The following is a 21556-nucleotide window of genomic DNA, read 5'->3' as shown; positions in this document are numbered from 1 at the left end:
AACGTGGGTTATACGCAATAGCCTTTAACTTTAATTATTAGGTTAATGCGCAATAGATAAAGATGAGCGTGGAGGTTTATTTAAGAAAACCTAAAAATTGCAATCACTATAAAGGATGATAAATGAAATCTGAAAAAGTCTTAACAGTATTAAACGAAGTTGATAATTTATTAGAGCATTTAGAAGAATATATAAACGGTCTTGATGGCGATAGAATAACGCGCACTAGGCGTATAGTCTATAATCTGAGTGAAGAATTACAAGATAAATGAAATCTGAAAGGGTAAACCATTAAATTTTTAGGTTACTTTAAACAAGGAATATTCCACCCGCTAGAGCAATATGCAGAAGCTTACTATAAGTTTGTTGCAAAACTTGAGAATAAGAAAAACAATTTGTACATTAAGTGCGAGTTAAAACAGTCGAGAGAAACGCCTACGCATGGAGCAATATTTTATCTATTAAATAAGTTGTTTGAGAACCAAGAAAAGTTTAAAGACGCTGAGGCTTTCAGATCATATGCTTTGTGTTTAATAGATTTTTGCTATGTTTTTGAGATGAAAGGCGAAATGATTAAAACGCCAAGATCGTTGGCTTTTGAAAATTGTGACGAAATAGAAGCTAAGCGAGTATTAAGCTTATTAGCTGATCTAGGTTAAGAAATGAATATAATAGACGATGCAAATAGGCATCATTTTTTGAAGTTATCAGCAAGTGAGAGGTGAGAAAATTTACAAAGGAGAATAATCGACGCAATCAACAAATTAAAGGCGAAGAAAGATTTATGATAACTGAAATTTAACATAAGTGACAGGCTGCCAGCGCAGCAAGAATTTATAAACTGTAACCGCAAGCACCCGCTTTTATTAGCTGGATATGGAGCAGGAAAGACTAGCACATTAGTTCGCAAGGCACTAAAACTAGCTAATTACAATAGAGGGCACTATGGCATTGTAGCCATGCCTCGTAATGTAGACCTAGAAACGGTATTCCTTCCCGCATGGCAAGAAATGGCGTACAAATATAATATTCCATACGATTACAAAACAACGCAATCAACAAAAAAAATAGTTCTATACTTCAAAAATTCAAGACCAACAGAAATTTTACTAAAACATCTTAGCAAGCCAGAGGAAATAGTAGGCGTTGAGATAGCATGGTTTATAGTAGATGAACTTGATGTGCTGCCCTATGTTAAAGCAAAATTAGCATGGAAAAACTTACTTGGACGAATGCGCGTTGGCAATTATATGCAAGGCTGTGCCTGTACAACGCCTGAGGGTTTTAAATTTACGTATGAAAGATGGGAAGAAAACGGCAATTTCGATTATCAAATTATCCGAATGAAAACAACTGATAATCCTTACTTGCCTAGTGACTACTTAGAAAATCTAACTAATAACTATACAGAAAAGCAAAGACAGGCTTACATAGATGGCGATTTTGTAAATTTAGAGGGTGCTACCGTGTGGGTTAACTTTGACCGCGAAAAGCACGTAAGAACCTTTCCAGTAGAAGCGGGTAGACACAAAGAAGTAAGTGGATGGGATTTTGGATTTGACCACCCTACTACAGTTGTCATTGGATATTATAATCAGTATGAAGATAAATTATATATAATAGACGAAATCTGTGTACGTATCAATTCTATAGATACTACAATTCTTGAGTATAAAGCTAAATTAAAAACACATAATTTAAATGTGCGTGAGGAATTTTGCGACCCTGCTGGAAATCAAAGATCAGAGGATGCCCCGAGAACGAATATTCAAACCATGTTAGACATGGGCTTAAACCCTAGATACAGAAGTTCGTATATAAGTGATGGCGTAACTATTGGGAATAATTTATTTGAAAAAATGCGCGTTGTTATCCATCCAAGATGCAAGAATTTAATTTCTAGCCTAGAAAAGTGGTCAAGAGTTATTGACAAAAACGGCGTAAGTAGCGGATATGAAGAACAGCACAAAGATATGAGCGATGCTTTCAGATATTTAATTTACAATCTATTTGTTAATAGATACTTTAAAATGAACAACAGAAAGAATTAAAATGGCAATTGATTTAAAAAACAAAGAAACGGCAGATCAAGTAATAAAAAATTCATCTTTGATTTTAACTAGTGATAGGCAGCTACAAAAAGAGATGTATAGGAGACAAAAAAATTATCTTATCGGTAGAGCAGATTTAAACTATGATTACGTTTTCGAGGATAAAATCGAAGATTGGGAAAACGAAAAAGAAAAAACGAATATTATTAATCCAGAATTTGGGTCTAAGGTAACGGATGCACTAGCGGTTATATTTGAAAATGAACCAATTATTATTTATGAACCCGATACAGATCGGAAAATATACGGTGACGAAATCCCGTGGAATCAATTACGCTATTTGAATAAGATGATTAATGGCTTAGACACTATAGCTACAAAAGTAAGCTACTCGGAAGCCGAAGACAAAATTAAAATGGACATTATAACTCCCGATCTATTCGATGTAGTAACGAATGAAGACAACCACGTAGAAGTTATGATATATGAAGTAAGGCTTAATAAAGCCATTCAACAATACGGAACGGGAACAAGAACATTTTATTTGTGGTCAAATGAGGTGATAGGCATAGCGACATACTACTACGGCGCTGACGACGTGAATAATTCTACTACGGTCTTGCCTCCTGTTATGGTCTACGATACGGTAGAAAATATGTATGGAAAGCTTCCATTTGCTTATTGGCATCAAAGCGAAATTTTAGACGATTTCTTCACAGATACAAGAGCAAGACGGCTTGAAAATTCTGAAAACTCTCTACTATTTCAGCGCACAGGGATAGAAAATACATTCGATCAGCAAAGCTACTCAATATTAACCTTAACGACTTATAATAATGAGCAAATCAAAGACTTTAAAGTATCGCCAAAACGTTTACAGATAATGCAAAAAGGCTTGCAAGGTGATACAGATGAAAGATTGGAGTTTGTAAGCCCGAATGTGCAATTAAGCGGCTTAGACGGTCACTATACGGCGACGGTAGATTATGAATTGTCAAAATACGGATTGCAACAAGAAAGCGGCACAAGCGGCGGCAGCGTTCAAAGCGGTATATCGATAGCTTTAAATGATGAAACGAAGAATAGCTTCATTAACTCAGATCGGCATATATACGAACAAGGCTTAACGGATATGTACGAGATCATTAAGGTAGTTAATAACTACCACGCTAAATCGAGAGATAGTAAGATGAAAAAAATAGATGAAAACTCTACGATAAAAGTTAGCATTCCAACGCGTGAAATAATGCCGTCACTTACCGACCAACTAGAAAAAGAACAATTCTTATTAGATAATAATATGACAACAAAAACCCTATCTTTAATGGAATTGCAAAATGTAACAGAGGAAGAGGCGAAAGCAATTATTGCAGCGGCAGAACTAGAAGCTCCAACAGAAATTCCAGAGGAAAGCGAAGACGATAATTAATGGCGATTGAAGACGACTTATTAGAGCTAGAAAAAAAGCTCTATAGAAAATACAGAAAATCATTGCTTGGTGCTTTGAGGTTAGTAAAAAAAGAACTATCCGGAATAGGCGCGGATAGTGTTAAGTCGTCTCCTAAATTACTTAAAAAAAGAATAAATAGAATATTGGCATCAAGTGGATTAAACAAAATTGGTTCATCTTTTGACAGCATACTAGAAGAGATAGACAAGCTTATAGCTTTGGAATATGATTTAAAAAGCATTAAAGGCAGCGTTCAAAAAGAAGCAGCAAAGCCTGTTCTTGCAAAAACTTTAATCGACACTAAAAAGCTAGTAAATGATCTAGGGAAAAAGATACGAAAGCGCTTAACTATAGCTAACTTAAAAAAGGAAACGCCATTGCAGGCGGTGGAATCAGCTTTTAAATCTATAAACGGTCAAGCTAGGACTATCGCAACAACTACCGTACAAGGCTATGATAACGAGCTAACTACGGTAACGGCTAACGATTTAGGGCTTTATTGGTTTCAATATGCGGGTGCTAAGGATAGTTTAAATCGTGAATTCTGCGCCGATCGTGTTAGAAATTACTACAATGACGATCAAGCAAAAAAGTGGAACAACGGACAAGGATTACCCGCAGACATTTATCTAGGCGGCTATAATTGCAGGCATAGAAAAAGATACGTTACAGATGAAGAACAAATAGAGAAGTTAAATAAGGAAAATTGATATGGATGATACGCTACATGTCTTGCCAACAAATGATATTGTAGATTGCTACGATGAAAGCCACGAGCAATACGATAAAGAAAGTGGGCATACAAAGACAGACTATTGTATTTGCAAACCCGAAATAATCAACGGCAGAGAAAGCTTCAAAAACTATATAAATAGACAAAAAGGAGAAGGAAATGGGATTTTTTAGTAATGTAGTATCAGGTACTGTAAAGCTTGCAATAACGCCCGTAGCGGCGGCTAGAGATGTTGTAAATGTTGCCCAGGGGAAAGAAGCAGACGCAGTAAAAAGCACAATCCAATCATCAATGGATGATTTTGGAGAGGCGATGGAAGATATGCAGGGGCTGAGGTAATAGCGAAAATAACAGATATATAAACAAAAATACCTGTCCGCTGAGGAACAGGTATCAATGTTATAATTGTTCTGGTAAAATGAATATAGTATAAAAATCCATAATAACAAAGGAAAGAACATGGAAAAATCAACGGCAAAGCCAAAAGAAGAACAAGTCGAAATACCAGAAGAGGTAAATAAAAAAGAGCCACAAAAGGCGAAAAGTAAAAAAGTTAGTAACGTGCTAATTTTAGGTGGAAAGAAAAAAGTAATGCTTCAAGTGACTAAAGAGCGATTCGTATATATGAAAATTCAAGATGAACTTAATTTGCCTAGGGAATTACGCATAATGTTGCAAGTGACTAATCACACGGGGACACACGCGGAAGTGACGGTGCATTATGAAGCGGATGCAAGTAATATGAGGGAAGATATAGAGCGAATAAAAAAAGTACTTGAAAATTAACTAAGGATTTAATATTATGAACATAGCAGAATTGATCGCCGAGATTAAAAAAGAAAGCGTCGCTACGGCGTTAGGTGAAAATTACGCAACGATAGTTCAATCATTGAACGAGATAGATCGAGATTTCGAGGTCGCCGAAAAAGCAGTAGGCAAAGCGGAATCAGAAGCAATGAAGCGCAAAGAGCGTATACGCGAACTAGAAGCAGAGAAGGCAAGTAGCGAGGAAGCTAAGAGCACTTTAGAGCAAACAATATCACAACTTACATCTGATAAAGAAGCCACTCAGAAGAGTTTAGAGGATTATCAAACCAAGATTAATTCTTATAACGAAAAGAACAAAAAAGAGTGGACGAACATAGCGGAAGATTTCAAAATCAGAGAAAATGAGAAATTATCTCGTTACTATGACTTTGAAAATGATACGCCAGAGGCTATTGAAAAAAACTTAGAAGAGTTTAAAAAGCAAAAAGATTTAGGAGTGCTCAAAGTAGAACCACCACTAAATGACAAGCCTCGTGAGCAGCCTAAGCAAAATGAAAATCCTTCTAGCTTATCAGATGTGTTTAAAGAGCAAGTAAAAAGACACAATAAATAAAATAGGAAACAAAATGGCACTAGGTAAAAACACCATACTTGACATTGCAGCGCGTTCGGGAGATTCCGAAAGCTACGCGGTCACGTATGAATTAGTGAAAGAAAATCCTCTATTAGCGTTAGCCCCTGCGGTTGGACGTGATGGTGGTTTTTTTGAAAGTAGCATCCAGACGGCAGAACCAACGGTAGCCGCGAGAGCGATTAATCAAGGTACTGCGCCAAGCAAAGCGGAATTTACACCCGTTTTATTTAAGACATCGCCTTATACGCCTGTCTCTAAAATTGACGAAGTGGAAGTAACTAAAAACCCTGATGGGCTAGCGGCAGAATTAGCGGTACAAAACGAAACTCATATTCGCGCGCTAGCTAATCAAGTTGAAAACGACGCTTTTAACCAAGCGGGAGGCGATGGTGTAAACATGACAGGCTTGCAATATGTTAAACCTAGCCTTGATAATACAGCTGATCGTGTTACAGTATTAGGTGCAGGCGGTAGCGGCTCGGCTTTAACGTCAATGTATTTTTTAAGATTTGGTCGCGACGGCTTTCAATGGCTTTACAATGCTCAAGTTGGCGCGGGCGCAAAAGCTCAATATATGGGCTTGCTAGAAACAACAGATAGCGGTGGAACTAACGAATATTTTGCACACACTACAAAATTCAATTGGGAAATCGGAATCGCACCAAATGAAGCGGGGATTGGACGCTATGCAAACATTGACGCATCTAATAAGCCTGAATTGGGTGACATCTCTAAGCTTATCACTTACGGTAAATTTGGATATGATGCTATTGTATGCTCACGACAAGCAATGGACTACGTTAACGAATTTACTACTAACCCGATCACATATAACGTAATGGGCGACGGTATGAAGAGCTTAGAACTTCAAGTCCAATCTATTAACGGAGTTCCGATTTTTGTTTCGGATGGCGTATCAAACGCAGAAGCGCAAATCTCTTAGAAAGGTAAAAAATGACAGTATATAAAGAAGTCTTTCGCCTCAAAGACTTAGAACTAGCAACAAGCACCGCTGTAAGTGGCTCAAGTGCTGTGTATACAACAGCGGCAGACTTAGGCGAGTCTAAACGCGCAACGAATGCGAATATACAAATTGTAGTTGATTTGACATTCACTTCGGGAAGCTTTGTTTTTGCATTGCTTGGAAAAGATGCAGATAACGATCTTTCAAGTGGCGCAACTACGGCGTATACTTTCCCTGCAAAAACCGCAACGGAAACGTTTAATATTCCTATCCCGCCAGATTTTCAATACCGTTATGTTGGGTATAGCTTGACAGCGGTAGCCCATGCGGGAACGGTTGAGACTTACGTACAAGATAACAAAATCACGGATATGTAATGGCTACAAATTGGACGGACGCAACTTTATATGAACCCGAAGACGTGGTTTTACCCGCTATATTAGAGGATGCCACAACTACTTATTATCAAGACTATGTAAAAAATAAGCTTGGTGCGGAGATCAATTACAAGTTTAGCGACTATCCCAATTTTGATATTGAAGAGATTTCAAATCCAGAGCAATTGAAATTTGTTGCTCTGGAAATGAACTTGCTTCATATCGCCAAACAAATCAGTCCTACGATGCAGGAAGATGATACATTTATTCAGTACATGGCAATTCAGAATGAAGAAATAGTTAGCAGAATACCTAAAGACATTTCCGCGCTTAATTTTGATGAACCAGACGGGATAAATGAAAGAAAAACTTACTCTATACCGATAACGAGATGATAAAATTTAAAGTTGACGCCTCAGACGTTATAAAAAATCTTAAAAAGGTTGCGGACTTAGACGCTACTAAAGCCCTAGAGCTTGGCGGTGTAGAGGCAGTCGGCTTAATTTCTGATAGATCGGACAAGGGAAAAGGACTTACAGGAACTTTTGATGAATATACGGAAAAATACAAAAATAAGAGAATTAAGAGCAGAAGAGGCACAACGCCAGATTTGCAATTTACGGGCGAGCTTTTACGTTCTTTGCTAAATTCTTGGAAGATTAAAAAAAGTAAAACAAAGCAAACTATAACAATGGTTGTTCCAAATAAAACGCATACAAAAAGCAAATCTAATTTAAGAGACATTGCAAGCGGCATATCTAAAAAACGACCATTTTACGGATTGCTAGAAAAAGAAAAAACGCAAGTAATTAAAGTAATTGTACAAGCATTGAGCAAGACCTATGACCGTTTACAATTTAAATAGTGTAACATCTGTATATTTAACAGAGTTCAATCTCTTGAAAGGCTATTTAGAAAGCCTACAAGACGACGACGGCACGCAGCTTATAAATTATGTTATAGATGCTTCCATCAAAGTTAATAAACCGCATGGCGACCAATTAAAACAGGGCGTTATGTATATTGAAAGCTCTGATTCTACCAACGAAAACAGAGGCGCGAGCTCATTAACCTTAGAAGCTTATCTTGTATATATGACTAATGATGAAGATTTTAATATTGAATTTCAAAAGATAATTGAGTTAGTTAAAGAGAAGCTGCTGTACACAGAAGCACCTAGATACAATTTAGATCAATTTGAAATAGAAAGAAACGGCTCTTTGCCAGATAAGGCATTCGGGCAAGCTAATACAGCAGGAACGGCAACACACGTTGCAAAATTTACAATTAATGTGACGTTATTAAGCGTTAATATATAAAAGGATAATTAAAATGGCTTACACACCAGTCACCATACGAGGCAATCAGCTTATATCTGGCGGTATTCTATCCGTAGATGTTGACAACGCCACAGGCGGCGCAACGGCGGTAACAATACCAGCGGAAGCAATGCAAGATGTTAGTATCGATTTCGAAGAAATTTCAAGCTCAGTAGCTGATTCAGATGCAGGCTATCCTCACACGATAAAAGCAACACTTTCGTTTATTTACAAGCCACTAGCGGCAGCGGCTCAAGTAACATTTGCAAATGAGCTAACAATTACAGAATGCACGGCTTTTATTAAAGTTACATTTTTAAGCGGTGAAACATTGACGCTAGACTCAGGCGTAACCGACCAGCCTATTGCATATTTTAGAAAGCAATTACTAGGTGGCGATAATGCAGATACACTACGCTATCAAGTAACCGCTGAAAAGTACTTACCTCTATCTGCTCTAACTATAACTTAGGGGCGCAAGATGGCTATTACTTACGGAATAAGTATAGATAATGATTACACCATCACCAATTTAAGTGGTGGTGGCGCGGGAGGCGCAGACGAACAAATAGCGGTGACGGTAAGCACTACGGGAAAAGAGACCCTAGAAAATGCCGATTGGATTCAAGACTTGCTAAATGATACTGACCTTTATTGTGAAATAAGTGGAACAGGAACATTTTTAGACAATAAAGTCTACTATGTAGAGGATATTACTAGCGGTACAGTCTTTGAATTGACAGTCATTAGCAATGAAAGACCCGCGCAAGGTGCTGCATCTGGTTCGGTTCGATTTATGAAAAAACCGCCTGTTTTTGATTTTAGCGCCTCAAGCTACCAAGTTGCGTACGATTTTAGAAATTCAAATAGAATTAACAATCAAGCGCCATCGTCAAATCCTAATGAAAATGCATTGACGCAAAATGGAACTATTAACTACACGGCAGCGGCTCAAAATTTAAGCTATTATGAATCTACGGGTTCAAGTGGTTTTTTTGAGTACGAACAAGGTCAATTAAATATGCCAATGCCAACGACTGATTATACATATTTCGAAATGGTTGTGGATATTGATGTAAAAGTTGGGACGTCGAGATATGTATTTGACAACACGGATGGCAATAGCGATAACGGGTTTAACTTTGCAATAGCAGGGAGTTCAGGCAGCGTAACCATTGAATACTTCAAAGCCTCAAGCCAAGTTATATTAAATGAGCCTACAATAATTCCTTCAAATAGAACTTCTATAGTTTCAAAAGTTTATTACGATGGTGCAGATACAGTTTTCTACATGACTTGCAACGGTCAAGTGGTTTTAGATACTACAATATCGGGCGACCAAAGAATAGACCCCGCTAGCATCGCTGAAAATACGGTATTCCCAGCATCATCAAGTGGCTCTATATACCGTTTTATAGCGTGGAAGAAAAACAATAAAGATACGATCTAAGGAAAAACAATGAAAATCAACGGCAAAGATTACAAAAAAGTCAAAAAAATGAACGGAGCGCAAGCTTCCGTGTCAACTAGCGCACTAAGCGCGATAGACATTCAAGCGGTAATGTCTTTAGTCTCTAAAGCATACGAAGTTTTTTATGCAAAAAAAGGCGACATGAAACTAGCCGATCAATTAAAAGTTCTACTAGAGAATATAAACATGGCGAGTGCAATAAAATCGCTATTACAAGAGGCTAAAGACTCAAGGTTTATGATAGTCGTTGCATCTTGTGTAATTGAGCCAGAAAGCGGCTTAAACTTTGAGAGCTTTGAGGAATTTGAGGAAAAGAGAAAAGTAATTGAAAATGATCTTTTGCACGCAGACGAGGACGAAGTTTTTAGTTTGTTCACTTTTTTTTTGAATATCAGCATCATTACTCGCAATCTTTCCCAAAGCTTTACAATAGCGGAGGAAAAAGAGGCAGCGAAGACATAGACTATCTTTCAAGTGTTTGCATGACCTTAGAGAAAGGAATGGAGAACTACGATAGATACGCTAAAATGGATAATTTCCAAATATTAAAGCGGCTAAATGCAGTTGCTTTAATGAACGAACAACGGGAACTAGATGGCAACAAATGAATTTGACATAATTGGCACACTTGACACGAAGCAAATTCAACAAGGTGCTAAAAAAATTGAGCAAGGCTTTAAAAATCTAGGGAACAAGATAGACGACAACGCCCAAAGGGTAAACAAGTTTGGCAACGCAATAAAGACGGTTGCAAAGGCTTCAGTTGCGTTATTCGCGATAGATAAAATAGTTGAGTTTGGGCGCAAGGTAGTTGATACACGCGGCGAAATGCAACGATATTCCGCTGTCTTAGAAAATACATTGGGCAACGCGCAAGCGGCGGCGGCGGCTCAAGAATTAATAACAAAAGAGGCGGCAAAGTCTAATTTCAGCGTTCGTGAGCTTACAGGTTCTTATGTAAAACTAGCAAATCAAGGTCTTTTAGCGACTAGCGATCAATTAGTGAAATTGCAAGATTTAGCCAACTCAACAGGCAAGGGATTTGACCAGTTAGCGGAAGCTATTATTGACGCTCAGACAGGCGAATTTGAACGCTTAAAAGAATTTGGTATACGTGCTAGCAAGCAAGGCGATCAAGTAGAGTTTGCATTTAAAGGTGTTAAAACTCAAGTTGATTTTACAAGCGATTCTATACAAGCCTATTTAATAGGCTTAGGAGAAGTAGAGGGCGTTACGGGTTCCACCGCCGCAATATCTAAAACATTTGAAGGACGCATATCAAACTTAGGTGATCAGTTTTTAACATTTCTAAATAAAACAGGACAAAAGCTAGAGCCTTTTATAAATCTATTAATAACAGGTTTGTCAAAAGGATTAGATATACTGTCAACAGCTTTAAACAGCACCATAAGCGGCTTAGTTGCAACAATAAACTATTTTATAACACTTTATAATGAATCAACAATATTTAGGCAGTCGATACAGATTTTAAAGCAAACATTTGTGTCTTTCTTTGAATTATTAAAAACTGGTTTCGATCAAATAATAAATGGCTTTAGCACACTAGGTTCAATAATTAGCCTAGTTCTAAGCGGTGAATTTGAAAAAGTAGGCGCAGTATTTACAAGCTTTACAGAAAATAGCATAGAACGATGGGCAACATTTGGCACGGAGGCTGCAAACGCATTCGGTGAAGCCTTTGAAGTTGATATGCGTAGTCAAGTTGAACAGGTTGTGCTTGGAACTGGTGAAGTGATAAAGAGTGCTACTTTTGACTATCAATCATTTTTAAATAAGCAAAGCGAAAATAGAAAAAAAAGAGACGAAGCGGACGCTAAGAAAAGAAAAAAAATAGCGTTAGGCGAAGCTAAACTACAAAAAGATATAAGAACAACAAACCAATTAGCAGAAGCTAAAAGCGCGCGCGAGGGATTAGCAATTGTTTTAAAAGCCGAAACATCGGAAGCAGTTGCAGGGCTTATATCATCAATTTTAAAGACAGTTCCTTTCCCTTTTAACTTATTAGTGGCGGCAGGTGCTCAAGGTCTTGTGAACGGATTATTTAGAAATATACAAGGCTTCCAAGATGGTGGCATAATTGGCGGCAATTCTTTTTCAGGCGATAGAACGCCGATACTTGCAAACGCGGGTGAACGTGTTTTAAATATTCCGCAGCAGGAATTTGTGGTAGGCAGCCAAAGAAGATTGCAGCAACAAATGGCTATGATGGCAAAGAACCAGCAAGAATTGCTAGAGATTATTCAAGAAAATCAAAGCTCTGGGGACAGCATAGAAATAACGACAAACGCACTAGCGTCCGATTATGTAGATATTTACAACCAAGGAGTGCAAGATCAAAATTTAGCGAGGCTGACAAGTGGCTAATTACACTATAAACACAACGCCTACGATCTCAACGCTTGGCGATGTCGATATTTATATCGGTGGCAAAACGTCAACAACTTTGATAGATGCCAAGATAATGGATGTTTCTGATATTATATATGATTTTTCAAATATAGATGGGGTATTTTACGGAAAATTAGTTGTTAAACTTAGCAATATAGCGGACGCTGTTTATGATCAGCACGACAATATAATGTCGCAAATATGGCTGGTAGAGGTAGGCGGCGTGGAATATTTTAGAGGATACCCACAACTAAGTAGTATTGTTTATCAAAAAACAGCTAAAGCGGATTATGTAAATATAACGATAGGTGCGGATTTATTAGACCCAAGTGGTGTGAACTTTAGCGGTCTTACGCTTTATGGCGGCGAGTATTCTCTTAGCGATGTGCTGGAAGAAATACTTAGCACGAATGGAATTACTAGCGTCAACTACATTAACAGCTCAACAGGCTTAATATATGAATTGTCGGAATCAGATACTATTGATATTTATTTTGATAAAAATGATGCAGGCGGCGGGGATTCTTTTATTACTGTGCAAACTAGCGCGGATTTTTCCCCTCTCCAGATTACAAATGACTTTGGGATAAACTATTGCGCATGGAAAGGCGAAGCTTATTTCTGGCTAAGAAATGAAGCTAGTACATCAATAGCGTTGACCGAAAGTGTTGCGGTGAATAGTATAGTGAGAAAAAAAAGCTATCTTAATAGAGGTTACTTCGATAACTACAGAGGTGGTATAAATGTCACTAATAGCGGTTTTTCATCTAGAGGGATTTCAAGTAGATACGCAAACGAAGTTTTATCTAAGATTGATAAATTCATGCAATTTTCAACGTCCAACTATGCGGCAACAAACTGGTCTACAACTGTAGGTGGATTAAACCAAGTTGGGGACAGCGAATCAGACCCATTTACAACATACTATGATACGAAAACGGTCTATTTCGGCACAGATATAATTAATTTTAACATATATAGCCCAAGTGATACTTTAAATATACTTTTGGATAGAAGCGACTTTGAAACAGATGTCAATATTGGCGATTCTGTTGTTATTAGCGCAGATATTGGCGCGTTGTTCCCATACATCGAAAGCACCGCTGGCGATTTCACTACGTACTTGGATTCTATTGATTTTACACTCTATTTCGATGCTACAAACACGGCAACAACGAATCTAAATATTGCTAGAGAAGAGAACCTTACGCCAGATAATAACGGATATATTGAAAGCGAACAACTATTGGAAGATGTGGGCGATCTCATATTGTCATTTGGAAATATTACTGGAAACATATTAAACGAGGATGGCACTTACGCTTCAATGGAAGTGCCAAATTCGCCAAATGTTTACACGCACACAACAGGCGGCGGTCAAACATTCTTGGCACTTGAGACAACAGGATATTTAAGAACTAACTATGTGAATATTGCTGTTCCCTCGCAGCCATCTTTTGATGGCTACTACGAATTAATGTCTGCAACGGACATCGGCGGCGGGCGAATAAGGCATCAAATAACCAATATTGGACAGCCCGTAAACGCTGTCGTGAGGGCAGCAACAGCGACAATGCCAATAAGGCTCTTTGTCGCAAACTTAGAGATTGGAATCACAACGGCTGAGTACGATGAAAAAATAGATTACAGCGTTGATTCGGGAAAGTATTTAGCCCCGAATTATGAGAGCTCAACCGTTGACGAGTCAAGGGAGTTGCAGTATCTAATAGGAGAAAAAGCCGTTTCTTCATTGGAATCGGTATTTGGCAATGAAGAAAAGAATAGCATAGAAATGTCTGTCAAGGACGGTAGTGTCAACCCTTATAATAAAATCGAATACGATTCGATAACATACAGCCCAATAAAATATGGATTCAGCATAAAGAACGGCATCGCCAAAATTACGGGAGTTGAGGCTTAATGGAATTTGAAAGCGGCATAGAAGGGACTCTTACTTTATCCGTAGAGAAAGTTAGGATAGAGGAAAGTTTCAGAAGAAGATCACGAGATTATAAGTTCATCGATGGGCGCAATAACTTTGAGCGAATCGGCGACACGTTAGTTTTAAATGTTTATTTCTACAATATTAAAGAAAGTGAAAAGCAAGATGTGTACGATTACGTTTTCAAAACCGAAGACGATCTTGAATATATTACAAATATAGACGAAGTAGCAAGCGGTGACGCTTATTACGAATACAACACAAATATGGTAGTAGAAAAGCCAAAAACGGATTTGATCTTTAAAAGAGACATAGACAGCAAATATACAGATAGCTTTACTTGCAAAATGACTATAACGTGTGATACAAAAACGACAGGGACTAAACCATGAGGCATATAAATAGTTTTATAAACGCTTTTGGGAACGATGGCTATAAATCGATTGTTGAATACTTGCAAGCCAATGGCGCAACGTCCGACAATGAAAACGAGGCATGGAGGCAATTTTTAACATTGAACGGATTTACTCAAGATCATTTAGAAGATGCTTATAAACAATGGCTAATTAGCTTAACAAGCGGCTCTGAATATATTTTAGATATGGAAAAATTTATAGGTGAAAATCCTTCTTTATTAGAGCAAGCACTGGTTTATTGGTATTTCATAAGCGGCGAACAGAATTTTAATAGCGACAATACAATAGATCATTCTACGCCATTAACTGTTGGCGCAAGACAAGGAAGTGCATTAGATTTTGACGGTGCTACTCAAGACGTAAGTGTGCCTAATTTTGCATATACGGACGGAACTTCTCTTGCTGCGTGGGCGTGGGTAAAAACAACGGACACAAACGCTGAAATACTGGCGGCGTATAGAACAAGTGGAAATCTGCGATCATGGCGAGCAAACATAAACGCATCGGGAAATTTAAGAGTCGTTTTTACGAGTGACGGCACATACGGAGCTTCAACGACTAAAGATTATTTTACATCATCAATTACAGTAAATGATGGTAATTGGCATTTTGTGAGTTTCAGCTTTGCGAACGGAAATTTGCAACTAAATGTAGATAATAACTATAATGTTTCCGTAACAAAAACATTTGACGCCCCGATAACAACGTTTAAAATGCCTAATACTCCGCTAACAATTGCATCACGAGATGCAACAACATATCTAAACGGAACAATATCAAAAGTGGGCATAGCTACCATCGCTACAGATTTAGAATTAGAGTCATTAAGAACGTGTGGAAAACTACCATTCCATACTCAGGAATTTTTTCCGCTTGAAGAAGAAGATGGGTTAAATGCTTTTGGCATAAAAGGTAATGATGGAACTAACGCAAATTCGCCCAGCTATATTACAGACAACGGGGTAGCATGGTCTTATGTTAATAAAAACGGTTACACTATAAACGGCTCTGTAATAGTACCTGCTGTTAGTGGAACAACTGATGCAGAAGGAAATCCACTAGATTACAGTGGTGAATCGGCTCAAATAGCCACCGTTGCGCCTAGCCCAAGCGGTGACGATGCGGGCGGTATAATAGCAGGACAAACGGTAACGCTAGACACAACGCCTGAAAGCGATTCGCTAGCCGACTTTTCTTACAACGACAGGATGGATAATAGATTCCAATTCTTAGATACTAGTGATTCACCAAATACAACGGCACTAGGATATTGCAACGATTCTTGGGAAAATATAGATTCGCTTTGGATTCCTAGACTTGATAGGGTCTCAAAATATGCTTCTTATACATTCGATGGAATCGACGACAATTTAGAAATAACACAAAGCGCGGCTATAAATAATCTATTTGATAGCGGTGGCGTTCTTGGTTTGCTAATTAATTTAGAAAACGCCTCTTCGGGCGATGTATTGATCGATAAAACAGGATGGCGAATAGAAGTTGATGCGATAGGCGCAAGCGCAACTCTAAAGCTAATTTTATCAAGGTCAACAACTAACTCAGAATACACATTTGATTTCGATATTGATAGCGGTGTGGGTGGTGATAGGTCTTTAATGATATGGGCGGATACAACGGACTTTAATCTTCCCATTGTATATCAAGGTGTAACCCAAGTAACGGTTAATATAGACGTAGTTGGCAGCGGAACATATAGCGACGATTCGGCTAGTAACTTATTTATAGGCTCGGATGTTTCAAGCTCTAATTATTTTGAAGGGCTTATAGGGTTGCCTCAATTTGATACAAATACAATAATAGATTTTAAAGAGAATGATTACACGGTAAACGGAGCTTTAAGGCAAGGGATGCAAGCAAATAACAGTTTAGAAATCCCATACGATTACAGCAGTTTATTAAGCACAATTACAGGGTTAGGCTTTTCATCTGGCTTTTCGGATGGATTCGCATAACAAAAGGAGAGAACGATGGCTAAAAATACACCTGAAGAACAAAAAACCGAAATAAACAATTTATTTCCAGACAATAATCAAGAGTTAATAAAACCAGAAGATTTACGAAAATCTTTAGACGATGGCGTAGATTCAACGCTGTACAAAACTGAAACAACGGACAATGTGCCAGAAAATACAATCCCTCTAATGGATGAGGACGGCAAATTTAAAGAATCGGCGATATCAGAGGACGAAAATTTTGTAAAAGTAGGAATAAAAATAGGGAATAAGAAAAAGCTAAAAGTTGCGGGCTCTACAATTCGTGTAGGGTCGTCTATTGACGCAAGCGCAAACGGTGCAAATCTGGGCATACGGGATGTAAATTTCAATAGAGTGTATATTCCTATTGTGTCTCAGCAAAATAATGACGCAACATCAGCACGCCCATTTTACAGAAAAAGGTTAGAGCCCGTTGTCGCGGAGTTGCAGCCAATATTTGATACACAAATAACTGCTAACTCATTTCAATTCGCCGTTGTCGCAATAACGGGCTCCGACATTGCGGCAATAGATAGGCGTTTTAAATGCGTAGGCAGTGCATCGAATATAGCTATGAAAATAGAATTAGATTCTTATGGCGCAGGGAACAGCGACCCTGATAAGATAATATATTCCGATGTCGACGACGGAAATACATTTAATTTATCAGACGGGGATAATTCTATTCTGTTTGATAACCCTGTTGAGTTTCGAGAAAAAAATAATCAAGGCGATACAAATGTATACTATACAACGGTTTACAGTCTTGACGGCTCAAACTTTACATTGTTAGGAAATTCATCGAACGAGTTCTATCTAGGTTCAAAAGTTCAAGTTATATCCGACAGACTTGTCAATGTAAGCAACGGGTGGGAGTCAATAGCAGACCTAACATCCGAAACCATCCCTGTTACGATAGATAGAAACATATGGACGCAAATTCCGAATGACGGGGATGGCATAGCGAGTAATTCAAATCTTTCTAGCTCTGTCACGCCTTATTGGGATAGCGATTTAAACCAGTTTGATTTTTCGTCAGTTGATGACAATTCATGGCTCTATATTGAAGTTGAGTTAACTGTTTTGCCTACTCGGAACAATCAAAGATTTCAGGTAAGATTTGTAAGTAAAAACGGGTCAACGGTTATTTTTTCTAATACTCTTTATGATTCCAAAATACCTGCTAGCGGCGGCGAAGTATTTACTATTTCTGATAGCACAACAATATACAAAGGGTCTGGAATTGGTGGCAACATTCAAACGCTTGAAATACTTAGTAATAGAGATGCGTATATGTATGTAAAAAGAATAAATATAGTTCAATATCTATAGGAAAGTAAAGAAGATGTACATTTTTAAAGACAACGGAAATTTAATTATTCAAGATGCGGAAGTGGAATATTTTAATTTGAATGAAGTGGAGGCGGTAGCAAACTCAGTTGACGCAAGTGGGATAGATATACGTAAAACTTTCCCCGCTATATTTTTCGAGTATACGGAAACATCTGTTACTAAAATTATAAATTTGCCTTTCCCTTATCCGTTAGGTCAAGGAATAATGGAAGTTCTTGTAAATGGCACCTCTGAAAGTTTTACGGAAACTGATGAGAACACAATCACAATGGACGATGATTTAGCCATAAATGACGACGTAGAAATAAGAAAATATGATATAGTATTTTTCAACGAAAATTTTGAGGATTTAGTAAAACAAAATGGCGACGCTTGGGGCGCTAATAGAGGCGCTACTGTGACGGCTTTAAATGCAGGGATAATATAACAAAGGAGAATAAAAAAATGAATGTTGGAAGAATCAAGGAAATTATTAAAGAAACGCTAGAAGAGGCTATGCACGCTTATATGCTTAAACATGGCTGGAATTGGTATAAGTATTTCAAGAGTCTTGATAAAAAAGATGTTGAAAAATGTGAAAATTGCGGCAAGCCTATTGTATTGCTTTCCGAGCCTTGCCCGTCAAGTGGCTGCAACCCATGCTTAGGAAGTAACCCGCCAGCATATTGTGATTCATAATGAAAAAAAGCGTACTTATTTACGGGTTTTCATTAGAGCCCGTAAAATGGATTTTGCTAGGCTTTGTATTAAGTACTTTGCTAGTTCGTAATGAATATGTTCGCGATATTGTTTTGGCAATGGGTATAGATTTTGCAGAGTTTACGGGGCTTAACCCGCTTAAATATTTATTTATGCAAATATTTCTAGTCAATGCCTTTATATGGCAAAGCATAAGCAATTACAAAGGATTTTTATCTTTGCCCTTGTATATCTTAGATAGTGCGAGAATTACATTAAACATACTGCCTTTTTATGATCTGAAATTAAGGTGGCTTTATTATTCTAATTTACACGAAATATTGTTTAATTTAGAATTATTATTATTAACAGGAGTAATTTTGTATGGCTTTGCTCGTTTCCTTCATTATACCGACATTTTTCGTATTGGCTATTTTGATTCTGAGGAATATTTTCACAAAAAAATCGGAAAAATACGCAAAAGAGTTGAGAGAAAAAGAACAAAACACGGCGAAAAGTCCGCATATATTTAACAAGGGCTTTGGAAATGGATTCTTTCGTAAATGAATTATTAAAATATTTGTTCGGCGGCTTTGTAGCTTTTATGGTTAAAGTCTCATATGACAAATACAGAGATGTAAAAAAAGGCAAATTAAAAAAGGATTTTAAAACCGCTTATGAAACTGTGACGGAGCTGCATTATAATTTAGATTATATATTATCTGAAACGGGCGCAGAACGGGCTTTGATACTAAAAAGTGAGAACGGCGGCGGAAAGCCTAGACTAGACGCTCATTTGTATTCTAGCATTATACACGAAGCTTTTAACGGCTTGCCATCAATTAAGGATAAGTGGCAAAGGCAGCGAATAGATGCAGATTACAGCAAACTGCTTTCTGAATTAACAAATAGAAAGATATATACTATCTTCACAAAAGACTTAGAAGATAAGTCGATTTTAAAAGATAACTATATTTCCGCAGAAATAAAAATGAGCCGCGTTATAGAGCTTTACGAAGACGAAAAGAAATATATTTACATGAGCTTAAATTATTTAGAAATACCAAGTGAAGAGGAAAGACCTAGCGAGATGGACGTTATACGGGCGGCGGTTACTAATTTAAAAAAGCTATTTAAGAAGGATTAAAAGATATGCCAAATTATAGCAAAGATGAAGAACAAGAACTTTTAGATTTTATATACAGCAACAAAGAAGAAATTGTACGTCAGCAGAAATGGCACAAAGAAAATGGCGAAAATATTAAATTTGTATCGGATATTGTACAATGGATAAAAAAGAAATTGATAGCAATAATCGGCTTAGGTGCTCTTTTACTGGTTGCTTCATGGGTAACTGATAAATTATGAAAGAAATGATCTTAGCGTTCATTCTTGGCGGCTTAATAGTGTATTTTTCTACAAAATCAGAAACCACTAAGATTGAAAAAGAATATATAAAAGGCGACACAGATACTTTAATCGTTCGGGACACTATACAAAATGATAAGATTATATATAAGAATAAAATAAAGCATAAAATTAAATATGTATATAAAAAAGACAGTTTAAAAAAAGTTGTTAAATCAACTTATGAAGATTCAACTGATAATTACAAAATACGTGTAGAGGCTTATTCTCCATTGCCAGTAGATTCTATGAAAGTGTTTCATACTAATTTTGAGAAAATAGTAATTAAAACTAGAGTCGATACTTTAAAAACAAACACAATTGAAAAAGATGGATATTTAAACGGCGCACAAGAATTAACAATAGGTGCTTCACTACTAATTTTAATAGGTTTAATATTATGAGCAAATCAAAGAGATTTAAAGCGGCTGGAATTGTAACAGGATTAAACTTTCTAACATTCTGGCTTGCTATGCACATAAAAGCAGATTTAAGTGCAACAGGAACAGGGTTAGCATTAATAAATGCACCATTGCTAGGGTATCTGATGGCAGAAACTAAAAGGGCTTCAAAATGAATAAATTTGGGAAAGGCTCATGGAGAAAGTTAAATAGCGGCGTTCATGCAAAACTTATTGCTTTGGCGACTTTAGTAGCAAAAAGAAGAGATATTTCTATTACTAGCGGCAGACGCGGGAAAGACGAGCAAAACAATCTATTTGAAGATGGTTTTTCTAAACTTAGATTCCCTCATTCAGCACACAATAAAACACCGTCAAGGGCAATTGATGCAACGCCTTATCCTTGCAATTGGGATGACTTAGAAAGCTTTGATTCAATGAGAAAAGACTTTTATGAATGCGCAAATAATCTTGGCGTTAAGTTAAAGCCCATTATTAAATTTAATAATGGAACTTTTGATTATCCGCATATTGAATTGGATAATAGCGAAATTTAATATTTCTTCTCCTAAAAGGCGGGCAGGGATTTGAACCCTGCATGACAAGGCTTTTAAGCCGCTCATGTATCCTTGTCTTGTACGCGACAGCGTCTACCCATTCCGCCACCGCCCTTTGTTTTAAATATCTAACACAATTGAATTTGCAGCCTCGCGCATCAACCAAGGCATTAGAAAATTCATATGTGCCTTTTTTGTTTTCAGCAATTCACCTGTTTTAACAACTCGATATTTCTTTTTTGTTTGGTCATACTGAATAAATCTATGTATTTCAGCATGTGTTTTTGGGCCCAATTCAATCACATCTTTAAAGTGTTCATCGTTATAAGACCAATGATGTAAATGATTGCCTTTGTGAACAGGTTTTAATTGGCTGCTCATGTTGTGGGCTTTTTTCTTTTCTGGATACTTAGCCCAGTATTTATACATCGCTTTACGTTTATCTTCTGAACTAGGCTTATGCTTTTCTTTGTAGCCAAGCCTATAATACTTTGCACGATGCCTAGCCTTTTCCTTTTCAACCCAAGCATGATCTTTTGCTAATCGATCTGCACGTAAATGAGTATCTTTTTTAGTGCATTCTTTGCATTTGTTTAGATGTCCGTCTGACATATCCTTGTGTCTGTAAAATTG

The 21556-nt window shown here is 37.3% G+C and carries 30 protein-coding genes and 1 tRNA gene; 29 read left to right on the top strand and 2 right to left on the bottom strand.

The features are described 5' to 3' along the window. Nucleotides 1-122 precede the first annotated feature (122 nt). From ACRBG0_RS27820 to ACRBG0_RS27680, 29 genes are all read left to right on the top strand, one after another. A complete protein-coding gene (locus tag ACRBG0_RS27820) occupies nucleotides 123-272 on the top strand; it encodes a hypothetical protein (RefSeq protein WP_431490099.1) in 150 nt (49 codons plus the stop codon). Nucleotides 273-791: 519 nt separating this feature from the next. Beyond that, nucleotides 792-2051, top strand: coding sequence for a terminase large subunit domain-containing protein (locus ACRBG0_RS27815; RefSeq protein WP_431490100.1), 1260 nt, complete (start codon nucleotides 792-794; stop codon nucleotides 2049-2051). A gap of 1 nt (nucleotide 2052) precedes the next feature. Then, nucleotides 2053-3480: a hypothetical protein gene (locus ACRBG0_RS27810; protein WP_431490098.1), complete on the top strand. Its 1428-nt coding sequence runs from the start codon at nucleotides 2053-2055 to the stop codon at nucleotides 3478-3480. Further along, nucleotides 3480-4211, top strand: a complete 732-nt coding sequence (locus tag ACRBG0_RS27805; RefSeq protein ID WP_431490097.1) for a hypothetical protein — start codon at nucleotides 3480-3482, stop codon at nucleotides 4209-4211. The genes ACRBG0_RS27810 and ACRBG0_RS27805 overlap by 1 nt, the downstream gene beginning before the upstream one ends. A gap of 1 nt (nucleotide 4212) precedes the next feature. Beyond that, a complete protein-coding gene (locus ACRBG0_RS27800) occupies nucleotides 4213-4407 on the top strand; it encodes a hypothetical protein (RefSeq protein ID WP_431490096.1) in 195 nt (64 codons plus the stop codon). After that, the gene (locus tag ACRBG0_RS27795; RefSeq protein WP_431490095.1) at nucleotides 4394-4573 is read left to right on the top strand and encodes a hypothetical protein; all 180 of its coding nucleotides are present in this window, start codon (nucleotides 4394-4396) and stop codon (nucleotides 4571-4573) included. Before ACRBG0_RS27800 ends, ACRBG0_RS27795 begins: the two co-directional genes overlap by 14 nt. 120 nt (nucleotides 4574-4693) lie before the next feature. Next, a complete protein-coding gene (locus ACRBG0_RS27790; protein WP_431490094.1) occupies nucleotides 4694-5020 on the top strand; it encodes a hypothetical protein in 327 nt (108 codons plus the stop codon). Nucleotides 5021-5036: 16 nt separating this feature from the next. Continuing rightward, nucleotides 5037-5615: a hypothetical protein gene (locus ACRBG0_RS27785; RefSeq protein WP_431490093.1), complete on the top strand. Its 579-nt coding sequence runs from the start codon at nucleotides 5037-5039 to the stop codon at nucleotides 5613-5615. Nucleotides 5616-5628: 13 nt separating this feature from the next. Continuing rightward, nucleotides 5629-6579, top strand: a complete 951-nt coding sequence (locus ACRBG0_RS27780) for a major capsid protein (RefSeq protein WP_431490092.1) — start codon at nucleotides 5629-5631, stop codon at nucleotides 6577-6579. An 11-nt stretch (nucleotides 6580-6590) separates the two neighbouring features. Beyond that, nucleotides 6591-6977, top strand: coding sequence for a hypothetical protein (locus ACRBG0_RS27775; RefSeq protein WP_431490091.1), 387 nt, complete (start codon nucleotides 6591-6593; stop codon nucleotides 6975-6977). Then, nucleotides 6977-7372 (top strand): hypothetical protein, encoded by a 396-nt coding sequence (locus tag ACRBG0_RS27770; protein WP_431490090.1) that lies wholly within the window; start codon nucleotides 6977-6979, stop codon nucleotides 7370-7372. The genes ACRBG0_RS27775 and ACRBG0_RS27770 overlap by 1 nt, the downstream gene beginning before the upstream one ends. Further along, nucleotides 7369-7842 (top strand): hypothetical protein, encoded by a 474-nt coding sequence (locus tag ACRBG0_RS27765; RefSeq protein WP_431490089.1) that lies wholly within the window; start codon nucleotides 7369-7371, stop codon nucleotides 7840-7842. Before ACRBG0_RS27770 ends, ACRBG0_RS27765 begins: the two co-directional genes overlap by 4 nt. After that, nucleotides 7820-8296: a hypothetical protein gene (locus ACRBG0_RS27760; protein ID WP_431490088.1), complete on the top strand. Its 477-nt coding sequence runs from the start codon at nucleotides 7820-7822 to the stop codon at nucleotides 8294-8296. Before ACRBG0_RS27765 ends, ACRBG0_RS27760 begins: the two co-directional genes overlap by 23 nt. Nucleotides 8297-8309: 13 nt before the next feature. Then, the gene (locus ACRBG0_RS27755; protein WP_431490087.1) at nucleotides 8310-8768 is read left to right on the top strand and encodes a hypothetical protein; all 459 of its coding nucleotides are present in this window, start codon (nucleotides 8310-8312) and stop codon (nucleotides 8766-8768) included. A 9-nt stretch (nucleotides 8769-8777) separates the two neighbouring features. After that, nucleotides 8778-9746: a hypothetical protein gene (locus tag ACRBG0_RS27750; protein ID WP_431490086.1), complete on the top strand. Its 969-nt coding sequence runs from the start codon at nucleotides 8778-8780 to the stop codon at nucleotides 9744-9746. A gap of 9 nt (nucleotides 9747-9755) precedes the next feature. Further along, nucleotides 9756-10229: a hypothetical protein gene (locus tag ACRBG0_RS27745; protein ID WP_431490085.1), complete on the top strand. Its 474-nt coding sequence runs from the start codon at nucleotides 9756-9758 to the stop codon at nucleotides 10227-10229. Nucleotides 10230-10361: 132 nt separating this feature from the next. Further along, entirely contained in the window at nucleotides 10362-12152 is a 1791-nt protein-coding gene (locus tag ACRBG0_RS27740; RefSeq protein WP_431490084.1) for a hypothetical protein, read from the top strand. After that, nucleotides 12145-14097 carry a hypothetical protein gene (locus tag ACRBG0_RS27735; protein WP_431490083.1) on the top strand — a complete coding sequence of 651 codons (1953 nt, stop codon included), beginning with the start codon at nucleotides 12145-12147 and terminating at the stop codon, nucleotides 14095-14097. The genes ACRBG0_RS27740 and ACRBG0_RS27735 overlap by 8 nt, the downstream gene beginning before the upstream one ends. After that, complete coding sequence (locus ACRBG0_RS27730) at nucleotides 14097-14510, top strand: hypothetical protein (RefSeq protein WP_431490082.1); 414 nt, start codon at nucleotides 14097-14099, stop codon at nucleotides 14508-14510. The genes ACRBG0_RS27735 and ACRBG0_RS27730 overlap by 1 nt, the downstream gene beginning before the upstream one ends. Then, nucleotides 14507-16507: a LamG-like jellyroll fold domain-containing protein gene (locus ACRBG0_RS27725; RefSeq protein WP_431490081.1), complete on the top strand. Its 2001-nt coding sequence runs from the start codon at nucleotides 14507-14509 to the stop codon at nucleotides 16505-16507. Before ACRBG0_RS27730 ends, ACRBG0_RS27725 begins: the two co-directional genes overlap by 4 nt. Nucleotides 16508-16522: 15 nt before the next feature. Continuing rightward, the gene (locus ACRBG0_RS27720; RefSeq protein ID WP_431490080.1) at nucleotides 16523-17860 is read left to right on the top strand and encodes a hypothetical protein; all 1338 of its coding nucleotides are present in this window, start codon (nucleotides 16523-16525) and stop codon (nucleotides 17858-17860) included. A 13-nt stretch (nucleotides 17861-17873) separates the two neighbouring features. Next, on the top strand, nucleotides 17874-18308 hold the full coding sequence (locus tag ACRBG0_RS27715; RefSeq protein WP_431490079.1) for a hypothetical protein: 435 nt from the start codon (nucleotides 17874-17876) through the stop codon (nucleotides 18306-18308). Nucleotides 18309-18325: 17 nt separating this feature from the next. Beyond that, nucleotides 18326-18559 (top strand): hypothetical protein, encoded by a 234-nt coding sequence (locus ACRBG0_RS27710; protein WP_431490078.1) that lies wholly within the window; start codon nucleotides 18326-18328, stop codon nucleotides 18557-18559. Further along, nucleotides 18559-19092 (top strand): hypothetical protein, encoded by a 534-nt coding sequence (locus ACRBG0_RS27705; protein WP_431490077.1) that lies wholly within the window; start codon nucleotides 18559-18561, stop codon nucleotides 19090-19092. Before ACRBG0_RS27710 ends, ACRBG0_RS27705 begins: the two co-directional genes overlap by 1 nt. A gap of 14 nt (nucleotides 19093-19106) precedes the next feature. Continuing rightward, the gene (locus tag ACRBG0_RS27700) at nucleotides 19107-19706 is read left to right on the top strand and encodes a hypothetical protein (protein ID WP_431490076.1); all 600 of its coding nucleotides are present in this window, start codon (nucleotides 19107-19109) and stop codon (nucleotides 19704-19706) included. A 5-nt stretch (nucleotides 19707-19711) separates the two neighbouring features. After that, a complete protein-coding gene (locus ACRBG0_RS27695) occupies nucleotides 19712-19927 on the top strand; it encodes a hypothetical protein (protein WP_431490075.1) in 216 nt (71 codons plus the stop codon). Next, on the top strand, nucleotides 19924-20370 hold the full coding sequence (locus ACRBG0_RS27690; RefSeq protein ID WP_431490074.1) for a hypothetical protein: 447 nt from the start codon (nucleotides 19924-19926) through the stop codon (nucleotides 20368-20370). The genes ACRBG0_RS27695 and ACRBG0_RS27690 overlap by 4 nt, the downstream gene beginning before the upstream one ends. Next, a complete protein-coding gene (locus ACRBG0_RS27685) occupies nucleotides 20367-20543 on the top strand; it encodes a hypothetical protein (protein WP_431490073.1) in 177 nt (58 codons plus the stop codon). Before ACRBG0_RS27690 ends, ACRBG0_RS27685 begins: the two co-directional genes overlap by 4 nt. Next, nucleotides 20540-20923 (top strand): hypothetical protein, encoded by a 384-nt coding sequence (locus ACRBG0_RS27680; RefSeq protein WP_431490072.1) that lies wholly within the window; start codon nucleotides 20540-20542, stop codon nucleotides 20921-20923. The genes ACRBG0_RS27685 and ACRBG0_RS27680 overlap by 4 nt, the downstream gene beginning before the upstream one ends. Before the next feature lie 14 nt (nucleotides 20924-20937). Here the strand turns inward: ACRBG0_RS27680 and ACRBG0_RS27675 are convergent. Further along, nucleotides 20938-21038: transfer RNA gene (locus ACRBG0_RS27675), tRNA-Leu, on the bottom strand. A 5-nt stretch (nucleotides 21039-21043) separates the two neighbouring features. Then, the coding region (locus ACRBG0_RS27670; RefSeq protein WP_431490071.1) for a hypothetical protein at nucleotides 21044-21556 on the bottom strand (513 nt) is incomplete at its 5' end.

The organism is Lewinella sp., from assembly GCF_050633125.1.
Taxonomy (GTDB): domain Bacteria; phylum Bacteroidota; class Bacteroidia; order Chitinophagales; family Saprospiraceae; genus Lewinella.
The sequence above is the reverse complement of the archived record's forward strand: the minus strand, read 5'-3'. Positions and strand labels throughout refer to the sequence as shown.